Origin of the sequence: Halomonas sp. R57-5 (assembly GCF_900070345.1) — a bacterium.
Lineage (GTDB): Bacteria > Pseudomonadota > Gammaproteobacteria > Pseudomonadales > Halomonadaceae > Vreelandella > Vreelandella ventosae_B.
Window position 1 is genome coordinate 4,091,847 of sequence record NZ_LN813019.1, and the last position, 17,125, is coordinate 4,108,971.

Sequence of the window (17,125 nt, forward strand, 5' to 3'; positions counted from 1 at the left end):
ATTTCTACTCCGATGTTTGCGTTGCGTGGTTTGGGGGCAGCTTGAACCGCCCCGGGATATTGCCGATGTCATCCACGTAGCTGTACACCACCGGGATAACCAGCAAGCTCAGAAGCGTTGAAGTGAGCAGCCCACCAATGACCACGAAGGCCATGGGGGCCCGGAAGCTGGGATCGCCAGCCCACCCTAGGGCGATCGGCATCATGCCCGCCCCCATGGCAATGGTGGTCATCACGATGGGCCGGACACGTTTTTTGCAGGCATCGAGAATGGCGTCCACGCGTTCCAACCCATGCACCCGACGGGCGATGATGATGTAGTCCACCAGCAGGATTGAGTTCTTGGTGGCGATGCCCATCAGCATGATCAATCCGATCATGGCAGGCAGCGRCACGGGCGTCTGCGTGAGGAACAACGCCAGGAAAGCCCCGGGGATGGAGAGCACCAGCGCCACCAGAATGGTGACCGGCTGCGTGAAATCCTTGAGCAGCAGCACCAGCACCATATAGATACACAGCACGCCGGTCAGCATGGCAATCCCGAAGCTTGAGGCAAGCTCCGCCATTTCCTCTGCATCGCCTTCTGGTGTCTGAAACACGCCGCGCGGCAACTGACGTAAACTGGGCAGTGCCTGCACGGCCTCTTCGATTTCTCCCAAAGGCTGCCCTTGCAGGCTCACCTCGAAATTGACGTTGCGCAGACGATCATGCCGGGTGATTTCCGAAGGTCCGCTGCCCCACTCAAAGGTAGCCACGCTCTCCAGCGGCACTGGTCCGTTCGCACCAGGCACTGGTAGCCGTTTAAGGGTCGCCATATCCTCCCGCGCGGCATCCGCCAGTCGGACCATCACCGGCACCTGACGCGAGCTGAAGTTCAACTTAGGAAGGTCCTCAGCGTTGTCGCCTACGGTCGCGATGCTCAGCGTGTCGGCGATGGCCTGAGCCGAGACCCCAAGGTCGGCGGCGCGGGCAAAATCAGGGCGTACAATGAGTTCAGGCCTGACCAGGCTGGCCGTCGAACTCACCGCGCCGATGCCGGGAATGGCGCGCATCTCCCGCTCGACTTGACGGGCATGCAGTTCAAGCACCCGGCTATCCTCACCGGCAAGCACCAACTCATAGCCATCCCCCTCATCACCTACGCGAGTTCGCACGCCGGGAAGCGTGGCGAGKGCAATACGTAACTGCTGCTCTATGTCTTGCTGCGTAACGCCCGCGCGGGTTGCGCGATCCGCCAAACCGACGGTCAGTTCCACAGAGGTCACATCAGAGTCACTGCTGCCGGAGTTCTCACCGATGGCCGCAAAAACGCTGACTACATGCCGTTGCGTCACCAGTCGTGAGCGTGCCTGCTCGGCAAGCGCCTCCGCTTCAGACAAGGTGCTGCCGGGCGGCAAGGTGAGCGTCGCCTGCGTCTGGGAATTATCATCGGGGGGTATGAAGGTCCCCGGCAGGGTCGAGGCCAGCCAGATACCTCCTGCAAAGCAGGCCGCCGCCGCGAGGAGCGTCGTCTTACGGTGGCGCAGGCACCCGTTAGCAACGATCAAGTAGTAGTTAATCCACGTTGGATCGCGCGAGGGATGTTGGGGTTTGCGCAGCAGATACGCAGCCAGCATGGGCGTGAGAAGGCGCGCCACCAGCAGCGAAAACAGCACCGCTACCGAGGCCGTCCAACCGAACTGAACGAAGAATTGCCCGACGGTGCCGCTCATAAAGGCCGTGGGTAGAAAAACGGCAATCAATGTAAAGGTGGTGGCGACAACGGCCAGGCCAATTTCCGCCGCCGCGTCCATGGCGGCCCGGCGCGGGGGCTTGCCCATTAGCAGGTGCCGTTCGATATTCTCAATCTCGACAATGGCATCGTCCACCAGCACCCCGATCACCAGCGAGAGCGCCAGCAACGTCACCACATTGAGCGAGAAGCCCATCAGGTGCATGAAAGCGAAGGTGGGGATGATCGAGAGGGGAAGCGTGACCGCCGCTATCAGTGTGGCTCGCCAATTGCGTAGAAAGCAGAACACCACCAGCACCGCCAGCGCCATCCCCTCGAATAGCATGTGCATGGAACCCTGGTAGTTCTCCAGCACCGGCCCAACAAAATTGAAGGCTTCTTCGACCTCGACATGGGGATATTGCGCCTGCAAGTCGGCAACAGCAGCCTGCACCCCCTCGGCCACATCCACCTCACCGTACTCCTCGGCACGGGTCATCTCGACGCCGACGACGGGCGCGCCATCAAGCAATGCCATCGAGCGCCGCTCGGCCACGGTATCGGTGACCGTCGCCACCTCATCAAGGCGAATACGGCGACCGTCGCTGAGTGCCAGCTCCATCCTCGCCAGCTCGGCTGCGGATTCAGCGTTGGCGATGATGCGCACGGCCTGTTCGGCTCCGCCGACATCCACGCGCCCACCGGGCGCCTCCAATTGCGCCTGGCGCAGCTGGCGTGAGATATCCAACGCTGTCGTGTTCATCGCCAGCAGGCGGTCCGGATCCAATGCCACGCGGACTTCGCGATCGACCCCGCCGATACGCCGAACCGAGCCAACGCCTGGCACCGACAAGACGGCCTTGGTCATTTTGTCATCGACGAACCAGGAGAGTGCCTCATCGTCTAGATCAGAGGAGGTCACCGCGTAACGTACAATCGGCTCACTGAAAAACTCACCCTTGCGAATCACTGGATCACGCAGGTCGGCGGGTAGATCCGAGCGGATGCGAGCAACAGCGTCGCGCACATCCTCAAGAGCCTCTTGCAAGGACTTTTCCAGCCTGAATTCAATAGCAATGTCGGCATTGCCATCCGTCAGCGTTGTAGAGATGTTTTTGACGCCGGAGACGGTAGCGATGGAGTCCTCGATCTTACGGGCAACCTCGTTCTCCATTAAGGCGGGAGCCGCCCCCGGCAATGAGGCGGAGACCTCCACGAGGGGCAGCTGTACATCCGGCAAGTCCTGAATAAACAAGCCTCGGAAGGAGATGAGTCCCCAGAAGGTCAATAGGATGAAGAGCAGAACAACCGGAATAGGATTGCGAATCGCCCAGGATGAGGTATTGAGCGTCATACCCCCTCCTCGGCGTCGGTCTCAACCACCCGCACCTGATCACCGTTGCCAAGAAAAGCACCGCCCGAGGCGACCACTCGGGCATCGGGTTCAAGCCCGGCGCGAATTTCGATTCGATCCTCCGTGTGCTGGCCCAGGGAAACTTTCTGCTCCGTTATCTGACCTTCATCGCTGACGCGATGGACGTAGCCAAAGCCATCGCGAAGCTGCACCGCGGCGCGGGGTAGCGTCATCACTTGGCGGGTGCCCAGCTCAAATTCACCCCGGGCAAACATTCCCGACCGAGCGATGTCGCTTAACGGTAGGTCGACATAAACCAGACCATTGCGTGTAGCGGTGTCCACTAGCGGCGCAATGGTGCGCAAGCGCCCTTCGAGCTCATATCCACCGGGCACGGTGACCCTGGCAGTCTGGCCCGGTCGCAGCTCATTCAGATCAGACGCGGCGACCTCTGCCCGCCACTCCAGGCGACCATGGCGCGTCAACCGGAACAGCTCCTGATCAGTGCCGGTGATAGCACCAACAGTGGCCGTGCGGGAGGTAATCAAACCGTCGTCCGGGGCGACCACCTGCGTCTGAGCCAAGCGTAGCGCTTGGGCTTCATGCTGCGCTTGCGCAACGCCTAGCCGCGCACGGGCGGTAAGTTCGGCGGTTTCGTATTGCTGAATTTGCTGCTCTGAAAGCGAGCCGGTGGTTTTCAAACTTCGGGCACGCTGGGCATTGGCATTCGCTTCCGCAAGCGTTGCCTCGGCTTCCGCCACGGCGGCGCGGCTCCTAGCCAGCTCTGCGCGCACCGTCGTGTCGTTATAAACGGCCAGCACCTGCCCTTCCGTGACCTCATCACCCACGTCTACCTTGACGTCTACCAGCCGCAGGCCACCGATTTCGGTACCGATAATGATTTCCTGCCACGCAGCGATATCACCATTGGCCGCAATCGTCGTCGGAAGCGTCTGAGGTTCTAATGTCGTCACGTTGACTGATAGTGAGGGCTGCGCTGTCGGTTCGGCGACGGCATCGCTTTCCGACGACACCGCCTGCATAAATGCCAGGGCGGCGGCGCTAGCGATCACGGCAATCGTAATGCCGAAACAACATTTTCGTTTTGGAAATGGCATAATCCAGGCCTGCTGCAAAGGGTTCAATTCATTGATGAAAAAGAAAATCCAAGAATTTCAGTTGAACCACTATCGGCCTGTCTTCCTTTCTCATTTCTTACTGACGTAACGTTTTAAATAAATCGGCACCAGTAAGAAACGCGTAAGATAGCGCTCCTGATGATGGCACTTTCATACCACTCTCACTTTCAAACCCTGCTAGGAGTACAACTATGAGTCCTCATCAATCGCTATTACTGAACGGCCGCCTCACCACTATGAGATTGGTGACAGCCGCATTTCTCGGTGGTCTTGTTATTGCCTCTCCGTTGGCGTTCGCCGACGAAGAACATTCAGACGAAACCACTTGGGGATTGGGCGTAGGTGCAATGAGCGACCAGGATCCCTATGCCGGCATCGACAGGGAAACCACCCCATTTCCCTTGCTCCTGATCGAAAACCGGTACATTAGTGTCTTCGGACCGGAAATCGAATTTAAACTGCCGAGTCTTGTCATCAGCGACTCACAACAGCTCAATTTCGGTATCGTCGCCCAGTACGATGAGAGCGGCTACGAGCAAGGCGATGCTCCGATTCTCAACGGCATGAGTGAGCGCGAGGGCGGCTTCTGGGCGGGGGCAAAAGTAGAGTGGGAAAGCGAGCTGTTCGAGGTCAGCGCCGAATGGCTCACCGACGTCTCCGGCAACAGCGRCGGGCAGCGCTTCGATCTTGGCCTGGAGAGAACGTGGGATTTCGGCGAACATATAATGCTAACCCCATACTTAGGGGCGTCCTGGCAGGACGACAAGAACGTCGATTACTACTTCGGTGTTCGCGATAGTGAGGTTCGCTTCGATCGCCCCGCCTATAAGGGAGAGTCGGCTACCAATATCGAGGCGGGGGTGCGCGGCGTGTACCAGTTTGACCAGCATCACTCTGTGCTGGTAGGTGTTGAGGTCACGAGATTGGCGAACGAAATCAAAGATAGCCCGCTGGTGGATCGTTCGACCCAAAACGCCGTGTTAGTTGGCTATCTTTATACATTCTGATGAGCCGCATACTGCTGATCGAGGATCATGACCGGCTAGCCCACTTGATGTGCAAAGGGCTGGTGGACGCCGGTATCGGCGTTGATGTGGTCGACCGCATCGATTCGGCTTGGGCTGCCGTTCAGCAGATGCCCTACCAGGCACTGGTACTCGATCGTGGCTTGCCGGATGGCGATGGGCTGCTATTGCTCAAGAAGTTGCGCAACGCGGGCCTTAGCGTGCCCTGCCTGGTGTTAACGGCTCGCGATGCGCTGCATGACAGGCTAGAAGGCCTCGAAGCCGGTGCCGACGACTACCTCCCCAAGCCGTTTGCCATGGATGAGATGGTGGCACGTGTCCGTGCCTTGCTACGCCGCCCTGCGGAATTCCATTCAATCGACCCCATTCACGGCGACCTGAGGCTGCATACGGAAAGCGGCGTTCTGTTTAGCGGCGACAAGAGCATTACCCTCGCCCCGGCGGAGCTGCACATCATGCAGTTGCTGTTATATAAGCACGATGAGGTAGTTCGCCGCAGCGCGCTGGAAGCAGCGGCCTGGGGGCTAAGCGAGGCGGTGACACCGAACGCCTTGGATGTCGCCCTGCACCGTTTACGCCGCAAGCTGCTTGCCATCGGTTCGCGCCAGCGGATCGCCAACGTGAGAGGGATGGGATATGCGCTTCGTCAAGCGGATGACGCTCAATAGCCTGAGGCTGAAGGTGCTGCTGGCCTATTTGGCAGGTATGGTGCTGAGTATCACACTGCTGGTAATTGCCGCAGCGGTGGTGCTTCAGAGCGATCTACTGCCTCGTATGGATATGGCCGACGCGGCCGATGGGCTGGTGGACAATGTCGAGTTCGACACTCGTGGCCGGCCCGTTGGTTTCGACGCCAGCATGGACGACCGCGCTTGGCTATACGAAGGCCCACAACCCGAAACGGCGTACCGTATTCTGGATGATGCCGGGAACGTGGCGGTGGCCTCGAGTGCCGGAGAAGCTTTCTGGCCAGCCGACGGCGAGGTTCTACGTTTGGCGCGGGGCACCTTTTCCTTTGAGTATGACGACAGAACTTTCTACGGTGCCACGGAGCCCTTTGAGCATGGTGAAAGAACGTGGTATCTGCAGTTCGTCGCTAGTTCAAGATTCGTTGATGTCCTCTATCTCGTCGCCTTTCCACTGGTGGCAGCGGGCGTACTGGTGTTTGGCTTTGTCATGTTCGTTGCCTTCGGTCTATGCGCCTACATTACCTTGCGCTTAACCCTCAAGCCGCTGCGCGATGTTTCCAAATCGGCGGCGGCTATCTCGCCGCGCTCTATAGACGCCCGGCTCGATACGGACGCCGTGCCTGTGGAAATTGCCCCGCTGGTACATAGCTTCAATCACGCTCTGGAACGCCTTGAGCGGGGTTATCGCCTGCAACAGGAGTTTCTCGGCCACGCGGCCCACGAGTTAAAAACGCCCCTGGCGCTGATCCGCGGGCAGGTTGAGTTGCTCGAGGAAGGGCGAAATGACCGCAAGGCGCTATTGAGCGATGTCGAGTACATGACCCGCCAGGTGCAACAACTGCTACTTCTGGCCGAAGCGAGCGAGGCGCACAACTACCAGTTTAGCGTTGTTCGAATGCACGACATCGCCCACGAAGCTTCCATCTACTTGCAACGCATGGCGGAGKCCGCCGACGTGCATTTAACGGTACTCGCCGCCGACGATAAGGTGACATGGGAGGCTGATCGCGGGGCATGCTTCACTCTGCTCAAGAACTTGCTGGAGAACGCTATCCAGCACGCCCCCGAGCAGACCCTAGTCAGCATGGAGATCCAGGAAAATATAATAACTGTGCGTGACCGTGGCCCAGGCGTCGAATCAGAGCAATTGGCCCTGCTGTTCTCACGCTTCTGGCGTGGGGCGCATCGACGCGACCATGGAGCAGGCTTGGGGCTGGCCATCTGCCAAGAGATTGCCATGGCACACGGTTGGGAGCTTTCGGCCCACAACGCCCATCCCGGGTTGATCATGACCTTATGCAGAGAAAACGAGTCCAGTGAAAGCGATTCCCGCGAAAATATTACCAGCGAACGAGTGTACCACCGTCAAGATGAACGCCCACCCCAAGGTCATTTGAAAAGGCAGTGACATGGGTGGTTCCCCGCCTCGGTGATCGCCATGCCACCCCAGGAGTTGCCAACCAGGACAACGTCTCCAGGCTGGTTATCAATGGTGCGAGTAATAAAGAAGCCGCCCGCGCTCTGGGTATCAGCCCCAGCACCGTCGGTACCCATGTTGAGAGCATTTTCCGAAAACTAAACTGTGCCACACGTGCTGCAGCCACACTCAAGGCGCTCACGGCAGGCCTGCTTTAAATGGTTGGTCTTACGAATTGCAATGCGGTTTGGTGAAAACGCAATGCCAGTAAGAAACGAGAAAGAAAAGTAGGCCGATAGTGGAACCATAGGCTCGTCGAACATAGAAACTCCTAACCAGAATACAAATTAGCGACGACGTTGACTGCATGTATTGAAGACATGCTGACAACCAGCGGCCATTGCTCATCCAACAGAGTATCAGGCGCGATTGAATGGTCATCCTTACAAGCGACCCTATGAACGTACTAAGGAGGTGGTCATGCAAATTTTAAGACGCAAACCATTAAACCCGCCCAACCTGCCCAATACTTTGACCGAAGGCCATAGCCAAGCCGTATTAGTTCAGGGTGGCACCCGGGTGCTGATGTCTAGCCAGGTGGGCGTCGACACCGAGGGCCATTTAGCGGGCCCAGAGTTGCCCGAGCAGACCCAGGCAGCACTCGACAATATCGAACGGTTACTAACAAGTCTTGGGGGCGATCTCACGCGGGTGGTAATGCTACGAATCTACTTAGCCGAATCCGTGCGGTATGAACAGCAGGTGGTGATGGAGGCGTTGAAGCATCGATTCCCTATCGCGCCGCCGGCCGCCACCTGGTTAATTGTGTACGGCCTTGCCGAACCGGAATGGTTAATCGCTATTGAGGCCGAGGCAGTGCTGCCGGGGTTTGCCTTAAACAGCTAAATGATTGCAATACTTGAAATAATAATGCAACTCGTTATACACCGCACAGCCTGCCTGCCCGGTCATTCAAGGATAAGGGGGAGCACATTGGTGACTCTCTGTCAGAGGCAAGCAACTACAGAGAGGCTTCCATGATTCGCCGGCTTAGCGTTCTACTTTTCACACTTTTCTTGCTGACCTCCTGCGCCGTGCCACCGGATTCTCCACGCTTTCAATCCTCAGGCAGCCTGCCTCGCTATGATCAGGAGAGTTTCGATCAATATGTGCACGATACACGTGCATGGATTGCGGATAACCGCGCTTTCATCAGTGAAGATCGCGACCTTGAAATACAGCTCAATACGCCGTTCGAACTCCGCCCTGATAAACCGGCGAAACGCGGTATCCTGTTAGTTCATGGACTGGGTGCAAGCCCGTGGTATTTCATCGATATTGCCACCGCCATGGCGAATGACGGCTGGCTGGTTCGCTCCATTCTTCTGCCTGGCCACGGCACACGCCCCGCCGATCTGATGCTGCCTGATAATGATGATTGGGAAAAAATCATTGCCCATCACGCCAAACTGCTAGCAGCCGAGGKCGATGAACTTTGGCTTGGCGGTTTCTCAACCGGCGGTAACCTGGTCACCTCCCATGCGTTCACAGACGACAATGTCGATGGCCTACTGCTGTTTTCTCCTGGATTTTACCCCGATACCCACTATCTATTTCTCGCCCCGACCATTTCCTATTTATGGGACTGGCTCGATATCGATGATGAGGACAATATTGTCACTTACCAATCATTTCCTGCGCGTGGGGCCTCGCTCTATTACCACTCGGTCAGTACCGTGCAAAAAAATCTCAAAACCGCACACTTTAATAAACCTGTCCTGATGACGATGAGTCAACATGATAGCGTCCTTGACCCCAACGCGACGCTCACTGCCTTTCAAAACCGCTTTCCCAATCTACAATCGCGCTTCGTCTGGTACGGCGATCCACCACAGCACCGTGACGATCCCCGCGTCACCGCCCTGACCAGCCACCTTCCCGACCGGCGAATCAGCAACTTTTCCCACATGAATGTGCTGTTTGCACCCGAGAATACCTATTACGGTCAAGCGGGCAGCTACCTCATGCTGGAAAACGGCCAGGACGGCCTCGCGCCACCCAATGACCCCAACACCCTCTGGTTCGGCGCATGGGGTCAGAGCGACGCGGAAAAATACCACGCCCGCCTGACCTGGAATCCCTACTTTGACGACCTCCTTGATGATATTCGCGAGGTAACAGGAGACTGATCGACATCCCCCCGCCTGAGTTTTTCGGGGCTCATGGAGAATAGGTGCAATAAAATGGTTATATCTATACTTTCACTACCCAAGCGTTTTTTTGTGCTATGCATGAAAGAGAAAACGTCATTCTCAAATGTTTGGTTCCCGGAATCCCCTGGAACACTAAGCCATTCACAGTGCTTTGCGTTACGCATAACAATAACGTTAACTGCTTTTTTAGCTTTGCCCTTGATGCTTCTTAATGCTGGATCAATTGAAAGCGTCATTGCCGTCTTCAGCGTTGAAGCTAGCACTACGGCCTTAATCTTTTCAAAAATAAAATCAAAAAGCACTACAGCTTGGCTACTAAGTTATATTGAGGATGAGATAGTGGAATCCACAAACACAATAGGAATGGCAGGCGCAGGTACACTAATCTTTATATATCTTTTATCCTGACTGATTGCTTAATTGTCGTGCTTAAGGCCGGATAATTGACTGAATATTTACAAAAACTGAGGCGCAAAATCTAAGAGCAACTTCCGGAAAACCTACCAAGCAGTTCTCGCACTCACTAAACCATGCTCAGAATTGAAGGGCTTGCCACGATACTGCCGTGGCGAAGCGCCCATGAGGTGCTTTCGGATTCTTAGCCGAGGGAGAGAAATATAACGGAAACAGGATCACTGTAATTTTCTAACCTATCCACCACAAGAAGCATACGCCATCGCGTCACGTATCCCATGGATGACGAACCAATTGTCTCTATGAATCAAGAGCTTGCTGCGAAGACATTGACTCGAGATAAGCAATCTCTTTATCTTCACCGGAACCTCTCTCAACGGATGCTACACCTGTGTAAATGCTAATGTAAGAATTTAGGCTGCATTTAAAATCCTCATAACCTACTTCTTATCTTTAAACAACTAGCCATCTCTCAATAAACCCAGTGACATGTGATTAATTTAAACCTACATGCCACCGAGTAGCTTCAATGACTTTAAGTCACTTCATAACACACTACCTACAACCGCCCTATTAGGTTCGTTTAAGGATTGTCAGAAAGTACCTGGGAGGCCGGAACGTCCTGTGTGCCATTATCTGCAGATGTCGATCCAGAATAAACAATTCTGTTATCTTCATCCGAGCCTCTTTCAGCAAGCACTACGCCTGAAGAAAGCATTAATGCAATAATTAAGGCCGCGTTTAAAAACTTCATGATTTACTCCTTACGTTTAACTAATCGATCAACCTACTGAGCTAAAACCAACCTTATGGATCGCTTCCCCTCTAACTTCATACCTGTGAGTTAATCAGCTCTTTTAGAGAAGAAGGCTTGGTTTGCTAGTCGCTTCATCAGCACATGAATGATAGATTCAAAATGAATGGATCAGAATGCCAAATACTCTTCCTTTCTTGCCTGATCCAGTCTTTCGGTATACTCCCGATAATCTTTTAACATTGAGAAAAGAGATGCCAGCATGACGCTCTCGTCAGACAGCTCGTAATGAATAAAGGCAACTGCTAACCAAAACCTTCACCGAAATCGTGGATATAAGCATTTCGCCCCTCAATAGGCATATTCAGGACTACCACTGCAACGAGTCCGCTGCAGTATCAAAAAACACCGAGGCTGGGGACAATCCGGTAGCTTTTAGTCAAAAGCCCCCATGTCATCATTTAAGACGGAAAGCCTTTTTAATCCTCCCCACCAGCGAAGTGGGTGTCTAAAAAACACTACCCACAATTGTCCTGTTCTGATATCTCCACACGGTCGTAGACTTTGACCGTTTGGGAGTAATTGAGTAGTTCCAACGCCTTCTCTCCGTAGCCCTGTGCCACAAAAAACTGGTTCACACCTAGCGCTCTTCTAATGAATCAATGCTCGGCGAATAGTGAGAGGAAGGACTGACGGGCAGAAGACATGAAATCAGGCGTCACTGTTCATAGGAATGGGTATTAGTTGTGGACGCAAAGCAATCTGTCGCTCGTATCAACTGGTCGCAAATGCCGGGCTCGCTCCACGCGTGCCCTGCTCCTTCGACCAAATGGAATTCGGAATCTGGCCACGCTTGGTGAAGCGCCAACGCATTTCGAACGGGGCATGGCATATCGTAACGCCCATGAACAATAACGCCTGGGATGCCTTTCAAACGATAGGCGTTAGCGAGGAGTTGCCCTTCTTCCAGCCAAGCACGATGGGTAAAGTAGTGGTTCTCCAAGCGTGCAAATGCCAACGCATAATGCCCATCTCTGTACGGTTCTGATAACGCGGGATCAGGCAGGAGCGTGATGGTTTCACCTTCCCATATTGTCCACGCCTTAGCTGCTACGAGCTGAACATCAGGGTCATCTCCCACCAGGCGTCGCCGATAAGCGGCAACCATATCGTGTCGCTCTTCTAACGGTATGGGCGCTTGAAACGCCGCCCACTTGTCGGGAAACATCTCAGACACACCGAACTGATAGTACCAGTCGATCTCAGCCTGGGTGAGCGTATAGACGCCTCGCAAAATCAACTCACTGACACGTTCAGGATGCGCCTGGGCGTACGCAAGGCCCAGGGTAGAACCCCAAGAGCCGCCAAAAACCATCCACTTGGTTACGCCAACATGCTCACGTAGCCTCTCGATGTCTTCGACTAAATACCACGTAGTATTGGCTTCGATACTGGCATGGGGCTCTGAACGTCCACAGCCACGCTGATCAAAGAGAAGAACATCGTAGTGCTCAGGGTTAAACAGACGTCGATGATCAGGCGAAATTCCACCGCCGGGGCCACCATGCAGGAACACCGCAGGCTTACCGCCCGGTTTGCCAACACGCTCAAAATAGACCGTATGGCCATCCCCAACATTGATCATGCCTGTTTCGTAGGGTTCGATCGGTGGGTATAGGGTTCTCAAGTTCGTCATTCAAGTCTCCCGATTCAGTTTCACCTTTCCAAACACCGTTTGACACTTCCACCTTCGCCGACGACTTTACTACAGGCGATTCTCAAATGACCTCGAAGAGCGGTCAGGAATGCTAGTATCTAGGAAAGGAAGTGACCCCGGAAGTGGTACAGCCAGCACTGGATCAATCAGGCAATAAATGAAAGGACCTCATCATGATTGAATCAATAGAAGAACTCGACGCCATCCGAAAGTCGTGTCACTCGATGGTCACTAAAAGCTCGGGCCTTTCTGCGGGTACCGCGATCATCCCAGTACCTGGGTTGGATATTGGCTCAGACGTGGCCATATTGATGCGATTAATTCCCAAAATTAATGAAAAATTTGGCTTATCGCCAGAACAAATTGACGGTATGGATACTCAATCCAAGCTCTTTGTGATGACCGCTATTTCAAATACTGGAAGCAAATTGGCCGGGAAATACATCACCAAGAAACTTATCGTCATGCTGCTACGCAATATGGGCGTCAAGGTAGCGTCCAAAGGTGTTGCTAAGTTCGTGCCCTTTGTAGGTAGCGCTGTGGCAGGTGGCATTAGCTTCACCGCCATGAAGTACATGGGTAACAGCCATGTTGAAGATTGTTATCAAATTGCCTTGGCGGCACTGGAAAAAGAGCGTCGGGAACATGAAATAGTGATTGAATCAGAGCCAGACGTATAACCCGCCCCTCACTGCAGAGATACTCAGTAAAGCTGAATAGCGGTCTTTCTAATGTGGCTCCGCTAGTGGGCGGTGATATGCTCTAGCTGATTTCTTAACGATTACATCAGGAGAATTTAATGCCCGCTTACGTCGTACTAACTCGTGAACATACTCACGACGCCAAGGAAATGGAGCGCTACAGCGAGAAGGCGAAAGCCGCTCGTGAAGGCCACGATCCGCAACCGCTCGCTTTTTATGGCGATTTTGAAGTGCTTGAAGGTAGCGCTATGGAAGGTGCGGTGATTCTGCGCTTTCCGGATATGGCTGCCGCCCGCGCCTGGTATCAAAGCCCCGCCTACCAGGAAGCCCGCAAGCATCGCTTCCAGGGCGCCGACTACCGCGTTTTTATCGTTGATGGCCTAACAGAAGCCTAAAGAACCTCACCTGCAAAGGCGATGGAACCCTCGCCTTTGCGGGGCCGATTTTCCCTACCCCAATCATGACGCAACGATTACCCCCGCGTTAGCGCTCAACTTTCTTTAAGCAGTACAAAATGCTCAATCAATCGAATCATCAGCGTTTTCTGATCGGGCAGACTTTCCGCCACTAATAACGCTAACGCGACCAGCGTGTTGTCATTAATAAGCTGCTCAACAGGGCGTGCCAGTAACGCGGCGTTGCGGCGCAGGTACCACAAAAACAGAAAAGAGCCACAGCGCTTATTTCCATCAGCTAGGGGATGGTTCTTGATAACAAAATAAAGCAGGTGCGCCGCTCGGGTAGCCACATTGGGGTAAAATAGCTCATCACCAAAACCTTGTTCGATGGTGGCGAGAGCTGATGTCAAACCATCACCCCGCACCTGTCCAAAAAGCTCGGTTGCTTCGCCTTTGCTAATGAGAGTTCGCTTCAACTCACTAATGGCTTTCAGTGCCTCTTCCAACCCTAGCGAATGCATATCAGGCTGCTTGATGTTTAACTCAGCTAATTGCTGTTCATCGTAGCCCTGCAGCAAACTCCAGGAGCGTGCGTAGTCGCTAATAACACGCGCAACGGCTTCGCCCTCGATAGATACCAGCCCTTGGTTGGTCAAGGTTCGGCTGAGCAGATTGACTGCCTGTTCAAACTCGATACCGCGCTCGGTTAGTCGGCGTTGGTTAAGGGTATAGCCTTGAACCAGATATTGTTTGAGTACATCGGTAGCCCACTTGCGAAACTGTACACCACGCTGAGATTTCACGCGGTAGCCAACTGAAATAATGACATCAAGATTGAAGTGATCAACCTGATAAGCTTTGCCATCTTCGGCAGTATGTGCAAATTTTGCACATACTGAATTTCGCTCCAGCTCTCCCTCGTTAAAAACGTTACGAATGTGCTTTGTAATAACCGAACGCTCGCGCCCAAACAGTTCACACATCTGCGCCTGACTCAACCACACGGAGTCCTGTTCCAACGCCACTTCCAGCTGCGCTTTGCCATCTTCGCTGGTGAATATCTGTATTTGCTGGTCATTCATCGATTGCGCCCCCGTTTTTATCCCGATCTACCTGTCGCTAAAGCGACTCTCTTAGTTAGCTAAGTATAAATCGCGACTTAAACTGTACACCCATACAGCAAAAATCCCAAAAAATGTTTGCTGTTAAACATCCACGAACGCTCTGGGTGATGGAAAACGCGATACCAAAACGCCCCGAACCAAGTCGGGGCGTTTAGCGGTTGTTGCACCTCTGGGGTACAGGCGGAATTAAATCACCAGCGATAGCTCACTTTCGCGCTGATTTCGCGACCCGGATTATAGTAATCGGCGGTGCTTGAACCGACCACGTGCTGCTCGTCAAGCAAGTTGCTGACATTGACGGCTAGATCGGCGTCTTTGGTGAGCTGATAGCTGAAGGCCGCGTCAAAGAGCGTTGCCGCACTGCTTTTTGACGTATTGGCGACATCAAAGTAGTAGGAGCCGATGTAACGGGCGCCGAGGCCAACACTCATATCCTGGCTTGGCAAGGTATAGTAGCCCCACAGCGACGCCGTATGTTTGGGTGCTGCGGTGAACTCCTTACCCTCTCTGGCTGCGTTGCTGTCGCGTACCACTTCCGACTCCATATAGGAGTAACCACCGGCCACGCTAAAGCTATCGGTCAACTCAGCCTTCGCTTCCAGATCAAGGCCCCGTACGCGGGACTCACCTACGGTTTCCCGCTCGATAACGCCATTGTCCTGTACAACCGAGATGGTGACGTCGTCCCTGGTTAGGTCATAGATGGCCGCCGAAAACAGCGCATTCGTACCAAAGGGAGAATATTTCGCACCAATTTCGTACTGCTCGCCCCGTTCGGGATCGACACCAATCGTGGGCGGTGCGACCGACTCCACCATGCTGACATAGGTAGAGATTTCGTCGGTGACCCGATAGGTCAGCGCACCGCGAAGTGAGGTCTCAGAGAAGTCATCGGAATCGGTAACGCCCGCCATGTTGGTGCTTGAGACATCCATCGAGTCGTTGCGCACACCCGCTGTCACAATGAATCGGTCATAGAAGGACAAATTCTGAGTCAGGAAAACCGACTCGGTGGTGAAATCCTGCTTGTTGCTGCTATAGACGTTGAGGCTACTCGGCGCACCGCTAAAGACAGGATTTGCGATATCAATGGAGGTCGCATCCCCGTAAAACGAACTGTCTTCGGTTGAGGCATCGCGATACTCGACACCCACAAGCGTGCTGCTATCGACCTGATCAAAGCGGGCGTCGTATTGCAGGATAGCGTTGCCGATCAACTCCTGAGCTTCGTTGTCGGTACCAAAATAGTCGCGATCCACCACGCTGCCAACTCGCGCTGCAGAGTCAGTGATATAGACGTATCCGAAGTCGTCGGTCAGGTCGCTATAGCGCAGATTACCGCGCAGCGTCAGGCCGTTGTTGAAATCATGGGTGAGCTGCCCGGTGAGGCTGGTACGCTCAACATCGTGATAGTTGAAGCCAGGCTCGCCGAAGAAGTCGCTGCGGTCGTACTCCCGGTCGAGCGGATAACCACCGCTATTGGGGGTGTCATCACGCTTCAGGTAATCGAAGATAACGCTTGCTGAGGTGTACTCCGTCGGCTCCCAGGCCAAGCCACCCATCAAGAAACCATTATCGTCTTTGGAGTGATCGTATTCGCGGTCGCTGTCTCGGAGGGTGCCGGTAAAGCGGTAGGCCACTGTCTCGTCAGCGTTCAGCGTGTCCCCCACATCAACACCGGCCTCTTTGGCGTCGAATGAACCGTAGGAGAGATACCCCTCCCCAAAACGCTCAAAGCGTGGCCGTTTGCTCACGAAGTTGACCGAACCACCCGGATCCGCCGGACCAAACAGGGTGGAGTTGGCGCCGCGCAATACTTCAACGCGCTCGTAGGCGTAAGGCTCTTCGCGTACACCGCGCATTGAGCCTAGCGTCAGCCCGTCACGGTAAGTGGTGGCCTCGAATCCGCGAATTTTAAAATAGTCGTTACGGTCATCGGTGCCGTAATAATCAGTGAGCACGCCTGGCGTATATTGCAGCACTTCCTCAGTGGTAGAGGCGCTGCGCTGCTCAATCTCCTTCTCGGTGACGACCGACACGGAGGCAGGTGTATCAAGAATACTGGKGGCGACCTTACCACCCACCCACAGCTCCTGAGCCACTATCGAATTGGCATCATCATCAGCGTAGGCCTGGGCGTTGACGATAATGGGGGCGAGGCGATATCCCTCGTTATCGTCACTGCCTTCGCCGGTCTCCTGGGCGTTCCCGAGCATGGGAATACTCACCAGCGTGGTGCCGCACAGAATAGCGGTAGTGGTCTGCTGCCACCGTAACCGGCTTGCGCCGCGCCGGACTGTGCTACTGCTATCAGTCATGTTGAAGATCCCTTGAAATGATTAAACCGGCCCTGCTCGCCTTATGGTTTTCTTTTAAAAGGCCGTGAGAGTATCCAAAGGTGGCAGCACCTAGTCAATAGTAATAACACAAATCATAATCATTTATTTTGAACTTTAGTTCATGATTGCAA

Annotated in this window: 15 protein-coding genes; 9 read left to right on the top strand and 6 right to left on the bottom strand. The window is 54.3% G+C overall.

All coding sequences use genetic code 11. From position 1 onward, the window contains the following. Positions 1–4: 4 nt before the first annotated feature. Positions 5–3,064 (bottom strand): efflux RND transporter permease subunit, encoded by a 3,060-nt coding sequence (locus HALO_RS18645; RefSeq protein ID WP_050713838.1) that lies wholly within the window; start codon positions 3,062–3,064, stop codon positions 5–7. After that, positions 3,061–4,182, bottom strand: coding sequence for an efflux RND transporter periplasmic adaptor subunit (locus HALO_RS18650; protein ID WP_231896753.1), 1,122 nt, complete (start codon positions 4,180–4,182; stop codon positions 3,061–3,063). Before HALO_RS18650 ends, HALO_RS18645 begins: the two co-directional genes overlap by 4 nt. Before the next feature lie 212 nt (positions 4,183–4,394). On the opposite strand from HALO_RS18650, the gene HALO_RS18655 reads away from it, so the two are divergent. The 7 genes from HALO_RS18655 (at position 4,395) to HALO_RS23165 (ending at position 9,955) form a co-directional block, all read left to right on the top strand. Beyond that, positions 4,395–5,210 (top strand): MipA/OmpV family protein, encoded by an 816-nt coding sequence (locus HALO_RS18655; RefSeq protein WP_050713839.1) that lies wholly within the window; start codon positions 4,395–4,397, stop codon positions 5,208–5,210. Then, on the top strand, positions 5,210–5,896 hold the full coding sequence (locus HALO_RS18660; protein WP_009286853.1) for a response regulator transcription factor: 687 nt from the start codon (positions 5,210–5,212) through the stop codon (positions 5,894–5,896). Before HALO_RS18655 ends, HALO_RS18660 begins: the two co-directional genes overlap by 1 nt. After that, positions 5,865–7,325, top strand: coding sequence for an ATP-binding protein (locus HALO_RS18665; RefSeq protein ID WP_050713840.1), 1,461 nt, complete (start codon positions 5,865–5,867; stop codon positions 7,323–7,325). Before HALO_RS18660 ends, HALO_RS18665 begins: the two co-directional genes overlap by 32 nt. Then, positions 7,322–7,552: a response regulator transcription factor gene (locus HALO_RS23375; RefSeq protein WP_081899021.1), complete on the top strand. Its 231-nt coding sequence runs from the start codon at positions 7,322–7,324 to the stop codon at positions 7,550–7,552. The genes HALO_RS18665 and HALO_RS23375 overlap by 4 nt, the downstream gene beginning before the upstream one ends. 262 nt (positions 7,553–7,814) lie before the next feature. Continuing rightward, positions 7,815–8,240, top strand: coding sequence for a Rid family hydrolase (locus HALO_RS18675; RefSeq protein ID WP_035576937.1), 426 nt, complete (start codon positions 7,815–7,817; stop codon positions 8,238–8,240). Between the two features lie 131 nt (positions 8,241–8,371). After that, positions 8,372–9,523 (top strand): alpha/beta hydrolase, encoded by a 1,152-nt coding sequence (locus tag HALO_RS18680; RefSeq protein ID WP_050713841.1) that lies wholly within the window; start codon positions 8,372–8,374, stop codon positions 9,521–9,523. Positions 9,524–9,625: 102 nt separating this feature from the next. After that, positions 9,626–9,955, top strand: coding sequence for a hypothetical protein (locus HALO_RS23165; protein WP_152561120.1), 330 nt, complete (start codon positions 9,626–9,628; stop codon positions 9,953–9,955). Between the two features lie 589 nt (positions 9,956–10,544). On the opposite strand, the gene HALO_RS23225 is transcribed toward HALO_RS23165, so the two are convergent. Both HALO_RS23225 and pip read right to left on the bottom strand, forming a co-directional pair. After that, entirely contained in the window at positions 10,545–10,715 is a 171-nt protein-coding gene (locus HALO_RS23225) for a hypothetical protein (RefSeq protein ID WP_172821683.1), read from the bottom strand. A 718-nt stretch (positions 10,716–11,433) separates the two neighbouring features. Beyond that, positions 11,434–12,411 (bottom strand): prolyl aminopeptidase, encoded by a 978-nt coding sequence (pip, locus tag HALO_RS18685; RefSeq protein WP_035576931.1) that lies wholly within the window; start codon positions 12,409–12,411, stop codon positions 11,434–11,436. A gap of 194 nt (positions 12,412–12,605) precedes the next feature. On the opposite strand from pip, the gene HALO_RS18690 reads away from it, so the two are divergent. Both HALO_RS18690 and HALO_RS18695 read left to right on the top strand, forming a co-directional pair. Beyond that, positions 12,606–13,112: a hypothetical protein gene (locus HALO_RS18690; protein ID WP_081899020.1), complete on the top strand. Its 507-nt coding sequence runs from the start codon at positions 12,606–12,608 to the stop codon at positions 13,110–13,112. Between the two features lie 119 nt (positions 13,113–13,231). Next, the gene (locus HALO_RS18695; protein WP_035576926.1) at positions 13,232–13,528 is read left to right on the top strand and encodes a DUF1330 domain-containing protein; all 297 of its coding nucleotides are present in this window, start codon (positions 13,232–13,234) and stop codon (positions 13,526–13,528) included. A gap of 95 nt (positions 13,529–13,623) precedes the next feature. Here HALO_RS18695 and rhuM read toward each other — a convergent pair whose 3' ends face one another. Together rhuM and HALO_RS18705 are read right to left on the bottom strand one after the other, a co-directional pair. Continuing rightward, positions 13,624–14,613, bottom strand: a complete 990-nt coding sequence (rhuM, locus tag HALO_RS18700) for a virulence protein RhuM/Fic/DOC family protein (protein WP_022519810.1) — start codon at positions 14,611–14,613, stop codon at positions 13,624–13,626. A gap of 233 nt (positions 14,614–14,846) precedes the next feature. Then, complete coding sequence (locus tag HALO_RS18705; RefSeq protein ID WP_050713842.1) at positions 14,847–16,973, bottom strand: TonB-dependent siderophore receptor; 2,127 nt, start codon at positions 16,971–16,973, stop codon at positions 14,847–14,849. Between the last annotated feature and the right edge of the window lie 152 nt (positions 16,974–17,125).

Bases quoted from the DNA above. Each gene is read 5' to 3' on its own strand.
- rhuM (WP_022519810.1), bottom strand. From the start codon at position 14,613: ATGAATGACCAGCAAATACAGATATTCACCAGCGAAGATGGCAAAGCG.
- HALO_RS18690 (WP_081899020.1), top strand. From the start codon at position 12,606: ATGATTGAATCAATAGAAGAACTCGACGCCATCCGAAAGTCGTGTCAC.
- HALO_RS18695 (WP_035576926.1), top strand. From the start codon at position 13,232: ATGCCCGCTTACGTCGTACTAACTCGTGAACATACTCACGACGCCAAG.
- HALO_RS23165 (WP_152561120.1), top strand. From the start codon at position 9,626: ATGAAAGAGAAAACGTCATTCTCAAATGTTTGGTTCCCGGAATCCCCT.
- HALO_RS18675 (WP_035576937.1), top strand. From the start codon at position 7,815: ATGCAAATTTTAAGACGCAAACCATTAAACCCGCCCAACCTGCCCAAT.
- HALO_RS18660 (WP_009286853.1), top strand. From the start codon at position 5,210: ATGAGCCGCATACTGCTGATCGAGGATCATGACCGGCTAGCCCACTTG.
- HALO_RS23225 (WP_172821683.1), bottom strand. From the start codon at position 10,715: ATGAAGTTTTTAAACGCGGCCTTAATTATTGCATTAATGCTTTCTTCA.
- pip (WP_035576931.1), bottom strand. From the start codon at position 12,411: ATGACGAACTTGAGAACCCTATACCCACCGATCGAACCCTACGAAACA.
- HALO_RS18650 (WP_231896753.1), bottom strand. From the start codon at position 4,182: ATGCCATTTCCAAAACGAAAATGTTGTTTCGGCATTACGATTGCCGTG.